Annotated in this window: 17 protein-coding genes; 9 read left to right on the top strand and 8 right to left on the bottom strand. The window is 69.4% G+C overall.

Annotation, left to right across the window (positions count from 1 at the left end; genetic code table 11):
- Nucleotides 1–27: 27 nt before the first annotated feature.
- Together W7S_RS23440 and W7S_RS23435 are read right to left on the bottom strand one after the other, a co-directional pair.
- The gene (locus W7S_RS23440; RefSeq protein ID WP_008261482.1) at nucleotides 28–810 is read right to left on the bottom strand and encodes a site-2 protease family protein; all 783 of its coding nucleotides are present in this window, start codon (nucleotides 808–810) and stop codon (nucleotides 28–30) included.
- Between the two features lie 9 nt (nucleotides 811–819).
- The gene (locus W7S_RS23435) at nucleotides 820–1,467 is read right to left on the bottom strand and encodes a hypothetical protein (protein WP_014712480.1); all 648 of its coding nucleotides are present in this window, start codon (nucleotides 1,465–1,467) and stop codon (nucleotides 820–822) included.
- A 285-nt stretch (nucleotides 1,468–1,752) separates the two neighbouring features.
- Between W7S_RS23435 and W7S_RS23430 the strand changes: the two genes are divergently transcribed.
- The 6 genes from W7S_RS23430 (at nucleotide 1,753) to W7S_RS23405 (ending at nucleotide 7,950) form a co-directional block, all read left to right on the top strand.
- A complete protein-coding gene (locus W7S_RS23430; protein WP_170320614.1) occupies nucleotides 1,753–2,667 on the top strand; it encodes a histidine phosphatase family protein in 915 nt (304 codons plus the stop codon).
- Between the two features lie 208 nt (nucleotides 2,668–2,875).
- Nucleotides 2,876–4,174, top strand: a complete 1,299-nt coding sequence (locus W7S_RS23425; RefSeq protein WP_008261479.1) for an adenylosuccinate synthase — start codon at nucleotides 2,876–2,878, stop codon at nucleotides 4,172–4,174.
- On the top strand, nucleotides 4,171–4,818 hold the full coding sequence (locus tag W7S_RS23420; protein ID WP_008261478.1) for a PaaI family thioesterase: 648 nt from the start codon (nucleotides 4,171–4,173) through the stop codon (nucleotides 4,816–4,818). The genes W7S_RS23425 and W7S_RS23420 overlap by 4 nt, the downstream gene beginning before the upstream one ends.
- Before the next feature lie 144 nt (nucleotides 4,819–4,962).
- Nucleotides 4,963–6,159, top strand: a complete 1,197-nt coding sequence (gene purT, locus W7S_RS23415) for a formate-dependent phosphoribosylglycinamide formyltransferase (RefSeq protein WP_014943033.1) — start codon at nucleotides 4,963–4,965, stop codon at nucleotides 6,157–6,159.
- 116 nt (nucleotides 6,160–6,275) lie between these two features.
- Nucleotides 6,276–6,716: a rhodanese-like domain-containing protein gene (locus W7S_RS23410; protein ID WP_008261475.1), complete on the top strand. Its 441-nt coding sequence runs from the start codon at nucleotides 6,276–6,278 to the stop codon at nucleotides 6,714–6,716.
- Between the two features lie 7 nt (nucleotides 6,717–6,723).
- Nucleotides 6,724–7,950 carry an O-succinylhomoserine sulfhydrylase gene (locus W7S_RS23405; RefSeq protein WP_009952489.1) on the top strand — a complete coding sequence of 409 codons (1,227 nt, stop codon included), beginning with the start codon at nucleotides 6,724–6,726 and terminating at the stop codon, nucleotides 7,948–7,950.
- Here W7S_RS23405 and W7S_RS23400 read toward each other — a convergent pair.
- The 6 genes from W7S_RS23400 to W7S_RS23375 all read right to left on the bottom strand — a co-directional run bounded on the left by W7S_RS23400 (nucleotide 7,947) and on the right by W7S_RS23375 (nucleotide 14,556).
- Nucleotides 7,947–9,341 (bottom strand): NAD(P)/FAD-dependent oxidoreductase, encoded by a 1,395-nt coding sequence (locus tag W7S_RS23400; RefSeq protein WP_009952488.1) that lies wholly within the window; start codon nucleotides 9,339–9,341, stop codon nucleotides 7,947–7,949. The genes W7S_RS23405 and W7S_RS23400 overlap by 4 nt on opposite strands.
- 809 nt (nucleotides 9,342–10,150) lie before the next feature.
- Nucleotides 10,151–10,777, bottom strand: coding sequence for a hypothetical protein (locus W7S_RS23395; RefSeq protein WP_014385920.1), 627 nt, complete (start codon nucleotides 10,775–10,777; stop codon nucleotides 10,151–10,153).
- Between the two features lie 5 nt (nucleotides 10,778–10,782).
- Nucleotides 10,783–11,454 (bottom strand): TetR/AcrR family transcriptional regulator, encoded by a 672-nt coding sequence (locus tag W7S_RS23390; RefSeq protein WP_014385919.1) that lies wholly within the window; start codon nucleotides 11,452–11,454, stop codon nucleotides 10,783–10,785.
- Between the two features lie 9 nt (nucleotides 11,455–11,463).
- The gene (locus W7S_RS23385) at nucleotides 11,464–12,609 is read right to left on the bottom strand and encodes an acyl-CoA dehydrogenase family protein (RefSeq protein ID WP_014712479.1); all 1,146 of its coding nucleotides are present in this window, start codon (nucleotides 12,607–12,609) and stop codon (nucleotides 11,464–11,466) included.
- Nucleotides 12,609–13,793 (bottom strand): acyl-CoA dehydrogenase, encoded by a 1,185-nt coding sequence (locus W7S_RS23380; RefSeq protein ID WP_014712478.1) that lies wholly within the window; start codon nucleotides 13,791–13,793, stop codon nucleotides 12,609–12,611. The genes W7S_RS23385 and W7S_RS23380 overlap by 1 nt, the downstream gene beginning before the upstream one ends.
- 16 nt (nucleotides 13,794–13,809) lie before the next feature.
- Nucleotides 13,810–14,556 carry an SDR family NAD(P)-dependent oxidoreductase gene (locus tag W7S_RS23375; protein WP_014383402.1) on the bottom strand — a complete coding sequence of 249 codons (747 nt, stop codon included), beginning with the start codon at nucleotides 14,554–14,556 and terminating at the stop codon, nucleotides 13,810–13,812.
- Between the two features lie 70 nt (nucleotides 14,557–14,626).
- Here W7S_RS23375 and W7S_RS23370 point away from each other — a divergent pair, with 70 nt between their 5' ends.
- The 3 genes from W7S_RS23370 to W7S_RS23360 are packed head-to-tail and all read left to right on the top strand — an operon-like array spanning nucleotide 14,627 to nucleotide 16,398.
- Complete coding sequence (locus tag W7S_RS23370; RefSeq protein ID WP_008261460.1) at nucleotides 14,627–14,998, top strand: DUF3054 domain-containing protein; 372 nt, start codon at nucleotides 14,627–14,629, stop codon at nucleotides 14,996–14,998.
- Between the two features lie 7 nt (nucleotides 14,999–15,005).
- On the top strand, nucleotides 15,006–15,887 hold the full coding sequence (locus tag W7S_RS23365; RefSeq protein ID WP_014712476.1) for an SAM-dependent methyltransferase: 882 nt from the start codon (nucleotides 15,006–15,008) through the stop codon (nucleotides 15,885–15,887).
- Between the two features lie 7 nt (nucleotides 15,888–15,894).
- Nucleotides 15,895–16,398, top strand: coding sequence for a GNAT family N-acetyltransferase (locus W7S_RS23360; protein ID WP_014712475.1), 504 nt, complete (start codon nucleotides 15,895–15,897; stop codon nucleotides 16,396–16,398).
- Nucleotides 16,399–16,420: the final 22 nt, after the last annotated feature.

Genomic DNA, 16,420 nt, shown 5'->3' with positions numbered 1-16,420 from the left:
TGCGTGACGACGCATATATGGCAAGGGTCAGAACCAGCGGCTCCAGAAGCGGGTCAGCCCGTTGCCCCAGCTCACCAGCACGTCCGGCACGCCGGACAGGTCGAACAGCGACAACACGATCCCGAAGAACCAGTGGTTGAGCACCGGCGCCAGGAGCAGGAACAGCAGGATGACGAAGCCCCACTGCTTGGCCGGGGCCAGCGCGCGCTGCGTCTCGGGGCTCAGGTGCGGTTCCAGGGCGTCGTAGCCGTCCAGCCCGGGGATGGGCAGCAGGTTCAGCACGACGGCGGTGAGCTGAAGGAATCCCAGGAACGCCACCGCGGCCCACAGCACCACGTGCGTCGGGTCGAAGAACAACCGGATCAGCGCCAGCAACAGCGCCGCCAGCGCCAGGTTGGCCGCCGGCCCGGCCAGGCTGACCAGCGTGCGACGGGCCGGCGTCATGAACCACGTCCGCACGTAGACCGCCGCCCCGGGCAGGCCGATCCCGCCCAGCGCGACGATCACCAACGGCAGCACGAGCGACAGCGCCGGATGGGCGTAGCGGCGGGGATCCAGCGTCAGGTACCCGCGCACGGCCGCGTCGTGATCGCCGAACCGCCAGGCGGTGACCGCGTGCCCGAACTCGTGCAGGCACAGCGACACCAGCCAGCCGGCGATCACGAAGATGAACACCCCGACATAGGCCAGCGGCCGCGCGCTGTAGCCGGCCTGCCAGGCCAGTCCACCACCGACCGCCGTCAACCCGAGCAGGGCCAAAAAGATCGGGCTCGGCCGGACCGATTCGCGTTGGGGCGAGGGGAAGCTCACCGCACGAAACTATCGGACCAGCAGCCAGCCCTCGATGTTGCGGTAGAACGCCGAGCGGCGGCCGGGCCGGGGGGCGGGGACGCCGTCGCGCAGCACGACGACGCCCGTGCTGCCCAGCTGGGCCGCGCGGCCGGTGACCCACCGGCGCCAGCGCCCCTGGAGCGAGGCTCGCAGGCCGGGCGCGGCCAGCGTCGGCTCGACGAGCACGCCGGCGGCGTCGCCGTCGAACAACGTGGTGTCGTCGACGACCGCCTCGCCGTGGATCACCCGCTCGCCGTCCGGCGGTACCCAGGCGGCGCGCCCGACGACCACCGAGCCGGTCTCGTCGCGGATCAGCGTCACCCGTTGCGCGGAACCGCGGACGGCCCGGCGCGCCGCCCGGCGCCCGGTGGGCAGGCGATAGATCCGGGTCGCCCGGGTGCGCCGCCGCGGCACGTAGGCCACCTCGACGTCGAGCCGCTCCGCGCGCAGCAGCCGGGTCAGCACGGCCGCCAGGTCGGCGTCGGCGCCCACCACGACCAGGCGCGGGAAGGTGCCTATCGCGGCGTCGAGGTCGGGTTCGCCGGCGATGCGGTGGGCGCGCAACCCCCGCAACGGGCCGTAGGTCCGCCCGTGCGTGAACAGCAGGACCGCGGCGGCCGGATCGTCTTGTGTCACAAGCTATCCAATCAAGCTGGTCCAATCTGTTTGACTTCCAACGACTCTGGCTCGATCAATGGGCCATAACGACACAGTCACAACATGGTGTCGGACTGCGAAAGTTGTTGCGGCGCCGCCTGGAAACACCCGGATACTTTACTCCTGCCACCGGGCCTACGTTGTGCGGAATCCCGCCAACGAGTGGCTGAGAGAACGGAGAACGACCATTCGCCGCCTCACCGCCATTGTCTCCGCCGTGCGGCCCGCGCCGCTCGGGTACGGCGCCGGCCCCGCCCGCCTCCGTTGCTGACGACGCACCTCGGTCGCGTTGGCGCCGTGCTGCTTTCGGCCGTGCTGCTGTGCCTCGCATCGGCGCGGGCGTCGGCCGACGAGTCGATCGTGATCGATTTGGTGCGCCACGGGCAGTCGGTGGCCAACGCCGCGAGGGTGATCGATACGGCGGTGCCCGGGGCCGCGCTCACCGCGCTTGGCCAACAACAGGCGCAGGACGTCGCCAATGTGCTCGCGGCGAAGGGCCCGGTCGCCGCGATCTTCGCGTCGCAGTTGATCAGGACGCAGCAGACCGCGGCGCCGTTGGCGGCGGCGCTGGGGATGAATGTCCAGGTGCTGCCCGGGCTCAACGAGATCGACGCGGGCATCTTCAACGGGATGCCGCAGTTCAGCCTGGCGGGGCTGGCGTACCTGCTGGCACCGGTCGCGTGGTTGCTCGGGCTGCGCGTCGTGCCGATGCTCGCGCCGGGCTCGGCCGACCCCAACGGGTACGAGTTCCACAGGCGTTTCAGCGGCGCGCTCCAGACGATGTCCGGCAACGCGGCGACGACCGCGAGCGGCTTCAACGACATGCTCGCAAGGATGTACGGCAGCGCGTTGGCCAACCCGGTCCGCGCGTCCGACGGCAGGATCAGAGAGGTCGCGTTCTCCAGCGAATTCGACATAGGCATCGGGACGATGACGACCGTCAGAAACCCCGAACAGTTGCTCCTGCTTTTCGACCCGCTGCCCAACACCGGCATCGTCGAGATCCAGGGCAATCCCCACGATGGCTGGACGCTGGTCAGCTGGAACGGGAAACCGGCGTGGCCCGGTTGGGCGGCCAAGCGATACGACCGTGACGCCAACGGCCTGTGCCTGATGCTGGACGCGCCGTCGCGCAACGGCGTGTGCGCGGCGAAGCCGCCGCTGGCGGCAAGCCCCTGAGCACCATGCGAGGCCCGACGTCTAGGATCGCCACGTGAGCGCGGCAAGCAAAGACGCGTGCAGCTACGCGCACGGTCACGACGCGGCCAACCGAGGCGCCGTCACCCGACGGCAGTGCGAGCCATCGGGCGATGTCGAAAACCGTTGCAGCGGTGCAAGATCTGGCGTTCTGCCAGCAGAACCACAGTAGGCAGGCGGGAGCAAACTCATGCCGGCAATCGTCCTGATCGGCGCCCAGTGGGGCGACGAGGGCAAAGGTAAGGCCACCGACCTGCTGGGTGGGCGGGTGCAGTGGGTGGTGCGCTACCAGGGTGGCAACAACGCCGGGCACACGGTCGTCTTGCCGACGGGGGAGAACTTCGCCCTGCACCTGATCCCGTCGGGCGTGCTTACGCCCGGCGTCACCAACGTCATCGGCAACGGTGTGGTGATCGACCCCGGCGTGCTGCTCGACGAGCTCAAAGGCCTCGAAGACCGCGGCGTCGACACCTCGAGGCTGCTGATCTCCGCCGACGCGCACCTGCTGTTGCCCTACCACGTGGCCATCGACAAGGTCACCGAGCGCTACATGGGCAACAAGAAGATCGGCACCACCGGCCGCGGCATCGGGCCCTGCTACCAGGACAAGATCGCCCGGATCGGAATCCGCGTCGCGGACGTGCTCGACCGGGACGTGTTGACCCACAAGGTCGAGGCCGCGCTGGAGCTGAAGAACCAGATCTTGGTCAAGATCTACAACCGCAAGGCGCTCGACCCGCACCAGGTGGTCGAGGCCCTGCTCGAGCAGGCGGAGGGTTTCGCGCACCGCATCGCCGACACCCGGCTGTTGCTCAACACCGCGCTGGAGTCCGGCGAAACCGTGTTGCTGGAGGGTTCGCAGGGCACCCTGCTCGACGTCGACCACGGCACGTATCCCTATGTGACGTCGTCGAATCCGACGGCGGGCGGGGCGGCGGTGGGTTCGGGAATCGGGCCGACGCGGATCACCGCGGTGCTGGGCATCCTCAAGGCCTACACCACCCGCGTGGGCTCCGGCCCGTTCCCCACCGAGTTGTTCGATGAGAACGGCGAATACCTGTCCAAGACCGGGGGCGAATTCGGCGTCACCACCGGGCGGCGCCGGCGGTGCGGCTGGTTCGACGCCGTCATCGCCCGCTACGCCACCCGGGTCAACGGCATCACCGACTACTTCCTGACCAAGCTCGACGTGCTGTCCAGCCTGGAAACCGTTCCCGTGTGCGTCGGCTACCAGATCGACGGGGCACGCATCCACGAGATGCCGATGACCCAAAGCGATTTGCACCGCGCCGAGCCGATCTACGAGGAGCTGCCCGGCTGGTGGGAGGACATTTCGCACGCCCGCGAGTTCGACGACCTGCCCGCCAAGGCCCGCGACTACGTGCTTCGGCTCGAAGAGCTTGCGGGAGCCCATGTTTCGTGCATCGGTGTGGGACCCGGGCGCGAACAGACCATCGTGCGCCGCGACGTCCTGGCGGCCCGCGCGTGACGGACCCGGAACCGAACCCGATCGACCTCGATCCCGAATACGAACACCACGGCGGCTTCCCGGAGTACGGGCCCGCCAGCCCCGGTCCCGGCTTCGCCCGGTTCGTCGCCTCGATGCGCCGGCTGCAGGACCTCGCCGTGTCGGCCGACCCGGGTGACGACGTCTGGGACGACGCCGCCGACCGGGTCGCGGCGCTGACCGAGCTGCTGGGGCCGTTTCAGGCCGAGGCCGAGGGCCAGGCGCCCGCGGGCCGCACCCCCGACCTGCCGGGCATGGGCAGCCTGCTGCTGCCGCCGTGGGTCCTGACGCGGTACGACCCCGAGGGCGTCGAAATGACCGGCCACTTCAGCCGGTTCCACGTCGGCGGCAACCACGCGGTGCACGGCGGCGTGCTGCCGCTGCTGTTCGACCACATGTTCGGCATGATCTCCCACGCCGCCAACCGGCCCATCAGCCGCACGGCGTTCCTGCACGTCGACTACCGCAAGGTCACCCCGATCGACGTGCCGCTGCTGGTGCGTGGCCGCGTCACCGGCACCGAGGGCCGCAAGGCGTTCGTCTCCGCCGAATTGGTCGACGAGGACCAGACCGTGCTGGCCGAGGGCAACGGCCTGATGGTGCGGTTGCTTCCCGGCCAGCCCTAGCGCGGCGACGATGCGGCGCGGTGGCGCCGCTGAGGAGCCGGGCAGTCAGCCCTAGCGCGGCGACGATGCGGCGCGGTGCCACCGCGCCGCTGAGGAGCCGGGCAGTCAGCCCTAGCACTCGCCGAACCGACCTATCCTTGAGCCGTGACTGACGGCGTGACGGACGGACGCGACGACGAGACGACGGCGCTCGTCGTGCCCCCACCGGCCCCCGCCGACGCGCGCCCGACGGTGCTGCTGCTGGGTTCCGGCGAGATCAGCCGGGAGCTGGCGATCGCCCTGGGACGCCTCGGGGCCCGGGTGATCGCCGCCGACCGGTACCCCCACGCGCCCGCGCACGGGGTCGCCGACCAGGCGCTGGTGCTCGACATGACCGACGCCGACGAGCTGGCGCAGGCGATCGGGCGGCTGCAACCCACCCTCGTCGTCACCACCACCGACGCGGTCGCCACCGGGGCCCTCGACGCCCTCGACGGCGAGCTGGTGCCCAGCGCCCGCGCCGTGCGGCTCACCGCCGACCGCGAAGGGCTGCGCCGGCTGGCCGCCGACGAGCTGGGGCTGCCCACCGCGCCGTTCTGGTTCGTCGGATCGCTGGGCGAACTCGAGGCGGTCGGCGCGCACGCCGGGTACCCGCTGCTGGTCAAGCCGGTGGCCGGGCCGACCGGGCAGCGGCAGTCGGTGGTGGCGCGCCGCGAGGACATCGAACCCGCCTGGCGCCGCGCGGTGGGCGACCAGTCCTCCGCCCGGGTGCTGGCCGAAACCGTGGTCGAGGTCGAGTTCTACGTGACCCTGCTGGCGGTCCGCAGCGAGGGCCCGTCGGGGCCGGCCATCGAATTCTGCTCACCCATCGGGCACCGCGGGTCCGACGGGCAGGTGCTGGAATCCTGGCAGCCCCAGAAGATGAGCGCGGCCGCGACGGACGCCGCGAGGTCGATCGCCGCGCGGATCGTCAAGGCGCTGGGCGGGCGCGGCGTGTTCGGGGTCGAATTGATGGTCAACGGCGACGAGGTGTACTTCGCCGACGTCACGTCGCGCCCGGCCGACAGCGCCTGGGTGACCCTGCGCAGCCAGCGACTTTCGGCGTTCGAGCTGCAGGCCCGCACCATCCTGGGCCTGCCGGTGGACACCATGATGGTGTCGCCGGCCGCCGCCCGGGTGGCGGGCCCGGCCGATCCCCATGACCCCGCCGCGTTGATCGGCGCGCTGAGCGTGCCGGAGAGCGACCTGCGCGTCTCCGGGAGCGGGTTCCGGGCGTTGGCGACCGCGCCGGAGGTGACGGCGGCCCGCGAGCGCGCCGGCCAGGCCGCCGAACGGCTGGCCGCCCCGGCGCCCCGCGGCTGAGCCCCGAGATGCGCGCGGCGCCGGTCTCGATACGATCGCAGGTCAGGTAGCGCCGCGCGGGGGGCAATCTCGCCGGGGTGGCTGACGATGCGTACGAAGGACGAGGGAATACGAGCATGAGCACAGAGCGCGGACACTCCTACGCGGGCGACATCTCGCCCCTGGAGGCATGGAAACTGCTCAGCGACAATCCGAACGCCGTGCTGGTCGACGTGCGCACCGACGCCGAATGGCGATTCGTCGGGGTGCCCGATCTGTCCAGCCTCGGCCGCGAGGTGCTGTTCCTCGAGTGGAATTCCTCCGACGGCAGGCCCAACGCGAACTTCGCCGACCAGCTGCGCGAGCAGGTGGCGCCGGCCGAAACCGACGCGGATCGCCCGGTGCTGTTTTTGTGTCGCTCCGGAAACCGCTCCATCGGCGCCGCCGAGGTGGCGACCCAGCTGGGCATCACGCCGGCCTACAACATCCTGGACGGCTTCGAGGGCCAGCTGGACGCCAACGGTCATCGCGGCGAGTCGGGCTGGCGGGCGATCGGATTGCCTTGGAAGCAAGGTTGATCCGGGCATGACGCCCGCCGATCACGACTCGGTTCGCACTCCCGCACCGTTGCCCGAAGGCGTCAGCCAGGCGACCATCGGCGTGCGCGGTGGGCTGCTGCGCTCGGGGTTCGACGAGACCGCCGAGGCGCTGTACCTGACGTCGGGCTACGTCTACGAAACCGCGGCGGTCGCCGAGCAGTCGTTCACCGGCGAGGTCGACCGCTTCGTCTACTCGCGGTACGGCAACCCGACCGTGACGATGTTCGAGGAGCGGCTGCGCCTGCTCGAAGGCGCACCGGCGGCGTTTGCCACCGCGAGCGGCATGGCGGCGGTGTTCACGTCACTGGGCGCGCTGCTGGGCGCGGGGGACCGGTTGGTCGCGTCGCGCAGCCTGTTCGGCTCGTGTTTCGTGGTGTGCAACGAGATCCTGCCGCGCTGGGGTGTCGAAACCGTCTTCGTCGACGGCGACGACCTGTCCCAGTGGGAACAGGCGTTGTCGGTGCCCACCACGGCGGTGTTCTTCGAAACCCCGTCGAATCCGATGCAGTCGCTGGTGGACATCGCCGCGGTGACCGAGCTGGCCCACGCCGCGGGCGCAAAGGTGGTGCTGGACAACGTTTTCGCCACACCGCTGCTGCAGCAGGGCGTCCCGCTCGGCGTCGACGTGGTGGTGTACTCGGGCACCAAGCACATCGACGGCCAGGGCCGGGTGCTTGGCGGGGCCATCCTCGGCGACAAGGAGTACATCGACGGCCCGGTGCAGAAACTGATGCGGCACACCGGCCCGGCGATGAGCGCGTTCAACGCCTGGGTGTTGCTGAAAGGCCTTGAGACGATGGCCATCCGGGTCGAGCACAGCAATTCCTCGGCGTACCGGATCGCCGAATTCCTCGAGACCCATCCGGCGGTGAGCTGGGTGCGCTACCCCTATCTGTCCTCACACCCGCAATACGACCTGGCCAAGCGCCAGATGTCGGGCGGCGGAACGGTGATCACCTTCGCGCTCGACTGCCCGGACAGCAGGGCCAAACAGCGGGCCTTCGAGGTGCTGGACAAGTTGACGCTGATCGACATCTCCAACAACCTCGGCGACGCCAAATCCCTTGTCACACATCCCGCGACCACCACTCACCGGGCGATGGGCCCGGAGGGCCGCGCGGCGATCGGGCTCGGCGACGGCGTGGTCCGCATCTCCGTCGGCCTGGAAGGCACCGACGACCTGATCGCCGACATCGATCGGGCCCTGAGCTAGCCGGCCGCCTTCTGCTCGGCCGTCTCGGCGCGCTCGGCGGCCGCGAGCGTGCCTTCGGCGGCCTGCTGCTCCACCCAGTTCACCAGCGGCCGGGCGTAGATCATCTGGCTGGTGATGGCCATCTGGCCGCGGGTGCGGCCCAGGAACGAGATCCCCCAGGCGAACATGGCGGCCAGTCGGTTCCGGTGGCCGATGAGGTAGTACAGGTGCAGCACCAGCCACGCCAGCCAGGCGAAGAACCCGGCGAATTCCACCTTGCCGACCTGCGCGACGGCACTGTAGCGGGAGATGAGCGCCATGCTGCCCTTGTTCACGTACCGGAAGGGCTTGCGGTCGGCGGGATTGTCCTCACCCTTGAGCGCGTGCTTGATGACGGTGGCGGCGTATTTCGCGCCCTGGATCGCGCCCTGCGCCATCCCGGGCACGCCGGGCACCGACATCAGGTCGCCGACGACGAACACGTACGGGTGCCCTTTGACGGTGAGGTCGGGTTCGACGATCACCCTTCCGGCGCGGTCGGTTTCGGTTCCGTCGGACTGTTCGGCGAGCATCGCGCCCAGCGAGCTGGCCTGCACGCCGGCCGCCCACACCTTGCACGCGCATTCGATGCGGCGCTCGCCGCCGTCCTTCTCCTTGATCGTGATGCCCATGTAGTCGACCGCGGTCACCATCGCGTTGAGCTGGACCTCGACGTCCATCTTTTCCAGCCGCCGCTGGGCCTTGAGGCCCAGCTTGGTGCCCATCGGCGGCAACACCGCGGGCGCCGCGTCGAGCAGGATGACCCGGCATTCGCTGGGGGTGATCGTCCGGAACGCGCCGGCCAGGGTGCGCTCGGCCAGCTGGACGATCTCGCCGGCCAGCTCGACGCCGGTGGGCCCGGCGCCGACCACCACGAAGGTCAGGCGGCGTTTGCGCTCGGCCGGGTCGGTGGCGACCTCCGCGGCCTCGAAGGCGCCGAGGATGCGGCCGCGCAGCTCCAGGGCGTCGTCGATGCTCTTCATCCCGGGCGCGAAGGCGGCGTACTCGTCGTGGCCGAAGTAGGACTGCTGTGCGCCGGCGGCCACGATCAGGCTGTCGTAGGGCGTCACCGTCTCCATGCCCATCAGGTGCGATGTGACCGTCTTGGCGGTGAGGTCGATGGCGGAGACTTCGCCCCACAGCACCCGGACGTTGCGCTGCCGGCGCAGGATCAGTCTGGTGGTCGGCGCGATGTCGCCTTCGGACAGGATGCCTGTGGCCACCTGATACAGCAGCGGCTGGAAGAGGTGCGTTGTCGTCTTCGAGATCACGGTGACCTCGACTTCGGTGCCCTTGGGGGCGCGTTTGAGCGCCTTTGCCGCGGTCAACCCGCCAAAACCGCTTCCGATGATGACCACACGATGGCGCGACATGCCTCCACCGTACGACGCCGCACCCACGAAAGGCGAGGCCGACGTGCGCGCGGATGCGCGGCGCGTCGGAGTCACCGGGCTAGCAGAAGGAGCCGCAGAGGCCGAAAATGCGTGCGGCCAAGCCGATCTCGACGCCTCTGGGGACGCCATAACCCGAAATGGCGTGTGTGGTAACGGATCCCGGCCGGGGCCGCGGCGCGCATCAGGGCATGCTGTGGCCCCGGCCGATCACCTTGTGCTCTTCGCTACGCGAAGCGTGATGTGAGTGAACGGGCCCCAATTGAGCTCGGGGCCCGTTCGGTTACCGCTATCCGGTGCAGGTCAAACCGGGTCCACAGTCGATAACGAGCGGAATCGTGCATGCCGAGGTCATTGGCGCTGCGAAAGCCAGCACCACGGCGATGACGATTTTGCTAGTACGACGTGACATTAGAACCCCCTACGTCTGGGAGACGACATTCTAAGGCCCGATGTCGGCGAGCTTACGTTGTCAATCGCTCGCAGATAAGCGATTTCGCGAATATTTCCGACCAATTCGTCAAACGGATGACCGACGAACCCAGCTCGGATGCGACCGCCTGGCCGCGAACGGAATTCAGCAAAATCCGGTGGCTCGGTGAATGGGAATTATCCTGCGCGGGGCCTATGTCGCGGCTATATTGGATCGCTATTTACCCGCCGCTCGCCGGCGCGGCTGCGCAAATTGGATATGAATTCAAATAGGTCCCGAGCTCGCGCCGCCCGACGCGCGGCGAAACCGTCGGGATGGCAATTTGTTTCAGCGACGGGTGGGAGGGCATCGCTGCCGCTCAGAACGGCCACGCGCTGGCGTCGCTCTTGTACTTGGCGTTGAGATCGCTGCAGAAGTCGGCGGCGGTGCCCGCGAGCAGGATGTAATAGGTCTCGCCGCGGCGGCTGTCGTAGGACGTCGGCGTGGTCCAGCCGTTGTTGCACATGGCGGTTTCGCCCCCCGCGGCGGTCCTTCGCCAATTGGTCTTCACGCAGCCCACCAGGCCGTCGAGGCTCGGCGTCGCGCTCTTGGCCGCAACCAGCATCGCTCCGCCCCACTGCCCGTCGCTGCGCCGATAGGCGCGCGCCCCGAATCCCGAATTGTCGGTCTGGCACGCCAACGCCCGGCGCAGCAGCGAGAAGGGCCCCGCGAGTTGCGGGTTGGCGGCTCCCGCCGCGGACGTGATGAACTGCGCCGCGTCCGAGCCGTCGACCTCCTGCACGACGTTAGGATTGCCAAAGCTGAAGAGCTGCTGGGCGATTCCCTGCGCCGCCGCGGAGCCCCCGCCGATGATCGGCCCGCTGCCGCTGGACGCCATCGGGGGCAGCGCCGCGGCCGGATCGGCGCCCGCCACGGGCAGGCCGGCGGCGGCTCCCAGGGCCAACAAGGCGATCGTGCCGCGGACGCGGCGTGCGGTGACTCCCATGCCCCTCATTCCAGCACGTGCGCGTAGTCGACGCGGCGGTCGTCGGCGATCAATCCGCCCAGCACGTGGCCGATCTGCAACGCGATGTATTCGTCGAGGGTGTAGGTCGGCCCGAAGTGCCAGTGCTTGAGCGCCCAGCCATGGGCGAGCAGCATGATGTCGAACACGGTGAGGTCGACGTCGACCCCGCGGAAGACGCCCTGGGCGACGCCGGCCTCGATCACCGCGCGCAGCGGTGCGGCCGTGGCGATTTCGAGGTCCTTGATCTGGGTGCGGCCGGGCGCCCCGAGGGTTCGGCTCTCCCGGTAGGTCAGGACCACGCCGTCGAGGTTCTCGTCGACGATCTGGATGTAGCGTCGGACCCCCGCGGTCAGCTGGTCCACGACGTCGTCGCCGGCGGCGGCGATGACCGGCGCCAGCTGATCGCGGAACGCGTCGAGGATGCGCACGATCGTGGCGAGCAGCAGGTCTTCCTTGCCGCCGAAGTATTTGTAGAGCAGGCCGACGCTGACCTCGGCCTCGGTGGCCAGGTCCTGCATGGACATCTGGTGAAACCCGGTCCTGCCCATGACTTTGACCGCGGCATCGAGCACCTGGCGGCGCCGCGAGCTGACGCGGGCGGCGCGCACCGCCTCCTCGGCGGGAAGGGCGCTGTAGTCGGCGACGTCGGTGGCCATCGGCTGTCCCTACAGGCCCAGGTCCTTGGCGATGATCGTCTTCATGATCTCGTTGGTGCCGCCGTAGATGGTTTGGATGCGGGCGTCGACGAACGCGCGCGCCACGCTGTACTCGCGCATGTAGCCGTACCCGCCGTGCAACTGCAGGCAGCGGTCGGCGGTGCGCACCTGCAGGTCGGTGGTCCACCATTTCAGCCGGGCGGCCCGGGCGGCCGTCAGCTCGCCCTCGAGGTGCTCGGCGAGGCAGTCGTCGAGATACGTTCGCGCGACGTCGATTTCGGTGGCCAACTCGGCGAGCACGAATTGGCTGTGCTGGAAGCTGGCGATCGGTGATCCAAAGGCCGTGCGATCGCGGACGTAGTCGAGGGTTGCGGCCAGGATCGTTTCCGCGGCGGCCACCGCCCCGACACCGAGCGCGAGCCGCTCCTGGGGCAGGTTCTTCATCAACTGATAGAAGCCGCGGCCCTCTGATTCGAGCAGGTTGTCCTTCGGCACCCGCATATCGGTGAAGATGAGCTCGCTGGTGTCCTGGGCGTGCAGGCCGATCTTCTCCAGGTTGCGGCCGCGGGAAAAGCCCGGGGTGTCGGCGTCGACCACCAGAAGCGACAGTCCCTGATGGCGATCCGGCGAGGTGCGCGCGGCGATGACGAACAGGTCCCCGACCTGACCGTTGGAGATGAACGTCTTGGCGCCGTTGACGACGTAGTCGTCGCCGTCTCGCACCGCGGTCGTGCGGATCCCGGCCAGATCGCTGCCGGTGCCGGGCTCGGTCATCCCGATGCCGAGCACGGTCTCGCCGGTGACCACGCCGGGCAGCCAGCGCTGTTGCTGCTCCGGGGTCGTCAAGTCGGTGAGATAGGGCAGCACCACGTCGTTTTGCAGCGTGAAGGCGATGGCCTCCGCGGCCGCCCCGGCCCGCTGCAACTCGTCGATCACGATCGCGTTGTAGCGGAAGTCGTCCACCCCCGGGCCGCCGAGATGCTCGGGCACCGAAAAGCCCAGCAGCCCAAGCTTGCCCGCCTCGATGAACAGCGAGCGGTCCCACTGGCCGTCGCGTTCCCAGCTCTCGTGGTTGGGCGCGACCGTCTGCCGCACGAAATCCCGTACCAGTTCCCGGAACTGGTGATGCTCGTGCGTGTAGGTCAGCCGGCTCATCAGCGGAAGGCGTCGCTGCCGGTGAACGCCTGGCCGAGGACCAGCTGATGCATCTCCGGTGTGCCCTCGTAGGTCAGCACCGATTCCAGGTTGACCATGTGCCGGATCACGGGATACTCCAGCGATATCCCGTTGCCGCCCAGTATCGTTCGGGCGGTCCGGCAGATCTCGATCGCCTCCCGGGTGTTGTTCAGCTTGCCGAAGCTCACCTGCTCGGGACGCAGGCCCACACTGTCCTTGAGGCGGCCGAGGTGCAGCGACAGCAGCTGGCCCTTGTGCAGTTCGACGGCCATGTCGACGAGTTTGGCCTGGGTCAACTGGAATCCGGCGATCGGGCGGCCGAACTGGGTGCGCTGCGTGGCGTAGTCGAGGGCCGCCTGCCAGGCCGAGCGCGCGGCTCCCATGGAGCCCCAGATGATTCCGTACCGGGCCTCGGACAGGCACGACAGCGGCCCGCGCAGCCCCTTGGCCTCGGGCAGCATCGCCTTGGCGGGCAGCCGCACGTCGTCGAGCACCAGCTCGCTGGTGATCGAGGCCCGCAACGACAGCTTGTGGTGAATGGTGTTGGCGCTGAAGCCCGCCGTCTTGGTGGGCACGATGAAACCGCGGACCCCGTCATCGGTGTTGGCCCACACGACCGCGACGTCGGCCACCGAGCCGTTGGTGATCCACAACTTGCGGCCGGTGAGCACCCAGTCCGAACCATCCCGTCGCGCACGGGTTTTCATCGCGGCGGGGTCGGATCCGACGTCGGGCTCGGTCAGCCCGAAGCAGCCGAGCAGCTCGCCGGTGGCCATGCCCGGCAACCATTCCTGCTTCTGCTCCTCGGACCCGAAATTCCAGATCGCGAACATCGCCAGCGAGCCCTGCACCGAGACCATCGATCGAATGCCGGAGTCGGCGGCCTCGAGCTCGACGCAGGCCAGCCCGTAGTGCACGGCGGAGGCCCCGCCGCAGCCGTACCCGTCCAGGTGCATGCCCAGCAGCCCCAGCTGGCCGAACCCCTTGGCGAGTTCGCGGACCGGGAGGTCGCCGATCTCGAACCACTCCGCGACGTGGGGCAGGACGTGCTCGGCGCAGAATTCCCGGACGGTCTCGCGCACGGCGCGTTCGTCGTCGGACAGGGAGGCGTCCAGGCCGAGCGGGTCGTAGCGGTCGAAGGCGGGTGGCGTTTTGTTGTTCATAGACGTCAGCCTGCCACTAGCCGGCCATCGTCAAACCGCCGCTGACGCTGATCACCTGTCCGGTGATGAACGAGGCGGCCTCCGACGCGAAGAACAACACCGGCGCGGCGACCTCGTCGGGCCGGGCCAGGCGGCGGAACGGGATTGCCTTGACCAGTGCCTCCTTCAGCTTCTCGGGCTGCGCGTGAAACAGCGGCGTGTCGGTCGGTCCGGGGCACACGCAGTTCACCGTGATCTGGTGACGCGCCATCTCGCGGGCCAGCGACTTGGTCAGGGCGATCACCCCGCCCTTAGCGCCGGCGTAGATGCTCTCGCCCGCGCTGCCCACCCGGCCGGCGTCACTGGCCAGGTTGACCACGCGCCCGCCGCCGTGCGTCTCGATCATCCCCGGCAGGAACGCCGAGCAGACATGCACCGGCCCCAGGTAGTTGATCGCGACCACCTTCTGCGCGAATTCCGCCGTGGCATTGAGGAATTGGTCAGTGCGGTCCCATCCGGCGGCGTTGACGACGATGTTGGGCACCCCGAGGTCGGCGTTGATGCGATCCCGCAGCGCGTTGACTTGATCCGGGTCGGCCACGTCCACCGGCAGCGCGGTGATCTTGTCGGGGTGTTCCCCGGCGGTGGCCGAGGCCGCCGCCTCGTCGAGGTCCGCGGCCACCACGCGGTCGCCGCGGGCGGCGAGTCCGAGCGCGATCGCCCTGCCGATGCCGGAACCGGCGCCGGTCACCACCGCGAGGCCATCAGGTGAATGGGTATTCATTGCTGACGAATCTAGGTTCACCGCGGCCGCCGGGTCAAGGATCGAGGCCCTGCCCCGGTAGTCTCGCTGCATGCTTAGGCTCCGGTGGCTGGGCTGGCTGGCCGTGGACGTCGTCGGCGTGCTGGTGTTCTGCGCCCTGGGGCGCCGCAGCCATGACGAAGGGCTCAACCTCACCGGCATCGCCACGACGGCGTGGCCGTTTCTCACCGGCACCGCCGTCGGTTGGCTGGCCGCACGCGGCTGGCGGCGGCCCACCGCCGTGGCGCCCACCGGGGTCGTCGTCTGGTTGTCCACCGTCGTCGTCGGCATGGTGCTGCGCAAGGCGACGTCTGCGGGCGTGGCCGCCAGTTTCGTCGTGGTGGCGACGGCGGTCACCGCGTTGTTGTTGCTGGGCTGGCGAGTGGCCGTGGGGCTTACCCTGCGGCGACGCTCCGACGTCTGAGCGCGCGATGGCACCGACGGCCGATGTGGAGGTGACCGCGACGTTCGGGGCCGCCGCGCGGGCTGTGGCCACCGACAAGGGCCTGCTGAACGACCCGTTCGCCGAACCGTTGTTGTGCGCGGTCGGGATCGACTACCTCACCCGGGCGATCAAGGACCACGCGTTCGCGGCCGACGACGGCGACGACGCGGCGATGACGGCGCTGATGGACGCGCTGGCGGCGCACACCCGCTTCGTCGACGAATTTTTGGCCGACGCGGGCCGGGCGGGCATTCGCCAGGTGGTGATCCTGGCGTCGGGCCTGGACAGCCGGGCCTACCGGCTGTGGTGGCCGCGGGGGACGACCGTCTACGAGATCGATCGGCCGCAGGTCCTCGACTTCAAGTCCGACGTGCTTCGGGGGCTGGACGCCACCCTGGCCACCAACCGATGCGCGGTCGGCATCGACCTGCGCGACGATTGGCCGGCGGCGTTGCGACGGGTGGGTTTTGACGCCGCCCAGCCCACGGTGTGGGTCGCCGAGCAGTTGTTCGTCGGGTATCTGCCGCCCCAGGAGCAGAGCCGGTTGCTGCGCGGCGTCACCGCGGCGAGCGCCCTCGGCAGCCGGTTGGCCGCCGATCACATGCCCACCTGGAATCCGTTGCAGCTGGGGGCCGAACGCGCCTTCGTCGACGGTTGGCGGCGGCGCGGCCTCGACGTCGATCTGGCCAGCCTGACCTATCCGGGCGAATACCACTATGTCCCTGAGTATTTGGCGGCCCACGGCTGGGAAACGCGCGGGCGTGACATCGCCGACTTGCTGCGCACCATGGGGCTCGGCAAGCGGCGGCGCACCGGGCGAGGCGACGCGGAGTTCATCCCAGAATACGTCACCGCGACACGCGTTTGAGTTTTCGATGATGCCGGAATCCATTCCGCCAGACGGCCGGTTGCGGTTCGTCTCGGCGCCCCACGACGATCCGCTGGCCCAACCGCTGTTGGCCGAGTTGGCCGTCGAGTATGCGGAGCGCTACGGCGGCACGCCGAGCACGCATCTGTCCTGGCTGCCCGTGCCGGAGGCCGAACTGGCACCGCCGGACGGCGGGTTGTTGATCGGCGTGGTGGGCGGCGTGCCGGTGACCGGCGGCGCGTTTCGCCGCTACGACGCCCACACCGCCGAACTCAAGCGGATCTGGACCGACGCCGCCCATCGGCGCCGCGGCTATGCGCGGGCGTTGCTGGCCGCGCTGGAGGCCGAGACCCTGGCGCGCGGGTACCGGCGGCTCTACTTGATCACCGGCAACCGGCAGCCCGAGGCCGAGGCGCTATACGACGCGACGGGCTATACCCGGGTGGCGCCGGACCCCCTGCCGTCCTGGGGGCCGTTCATCCCGATCGCCTTCGAGAAGTGGCTGGCATAGCCGGCGCCGCAACGGGTTTCAC

Origin of the sequence: Mycobacterium sp. MOTT36Y (assembly GCF_000262165.1) — a bacterium.
Classification (GTDB): domain Bacteria; phylum Actinomycetota; class Actinomycetes; order Mycobacteriales; family Mycobacteriaceae; genus Mycobacterium; species Mycobacterium intracellulare.
The sequence above is the reverse complement of the archived record's forward strand: the minus strand, read 5'-3'. Positions and strand labels throughout refer to the sequence as shown.

Coding starts and splice junctions, on each gene's coding strand:
- W7S_RS23360 (WP_014712475.1), top strand. CDS start 15,895: ATGATGCCGGAATCCATTCCGCCAGACGGCCGGTTGCGGTTCGTCTCG.
- W7S_RS23380 (WP_014712478.1), bottom strand. CDS start 13,793: ATGAACAACAAAACGCCACCCGCCTTCGACCGCTACGACCCGCTCGGC.
- W7S_RS23395 (WP_014385920.1), bottom strand. CDS start 10,777: ATGGGAGTCACCGCACGCCGCGTCCGCGGCACGATCGCCTTGTTGGCC.
- W7S_RS23405 (WP_009952489.1), top strand. CDS start 6,724: ATGACGCCCGCCGATCACGACTCGGTTCGCACTCCCGCACCGTTGCCC.
- W7S_RS23370 (WP_008261460.1), top strand. CDS start 14,627: ATGCTTAGGCTCCGGTGGCTGGGCTGGCTGGCCGTGGACGTCGTCGGC.
- W7S_RS23410 (WP_008261475.1), top strand. CDS start 6,276: ATGAGCACAGAGCGCGGACACTCCTACGCGGGCGACATCTCGCCCCTG.
- W7S_RS23400 (WP_009952488.1), bottom strand. CDS start 9,341: ATGTCGCGCCATCGTGTGGTCATCATCGGAAGCGGTTTTGGCGGGTTG.
- W7S_RS23375 (WP_014383402.1), bottom strand. CDS start 14,556: ATGAATACCCATTCACCTGATGGCCTCGCGGTGGTGACCGGCGCCGGT.
- W7S_RS23390 (WP_014385919.1), bottom strand. CDS start 11,454: ATGGCCACCGACGTCGCCGACTACAGCGCCCTTCCCGCCGAGGAGGCG.
- W7S_RS23365 (WP_014712476.1), top strand. CDS start 15,006: ATGGCACCGACGGCCGATGTGGAGGTGACCGCGACGTTCGGGGCCGCC.
- W7S_RS23425 (WP_008261479.1), top strand. CDS start 2,876: ATGCCGGCAATCGTCCTGATCGGCGCCCAGTGGGGCGACGAGGGCAAA.
- W7S_RS23385 (WP_014712479.1), bottom strand. CDS start 12,609: ATGAGCCGGCTGACCTACACGCACGAGCATCACCAGTTCCGGGAACTG.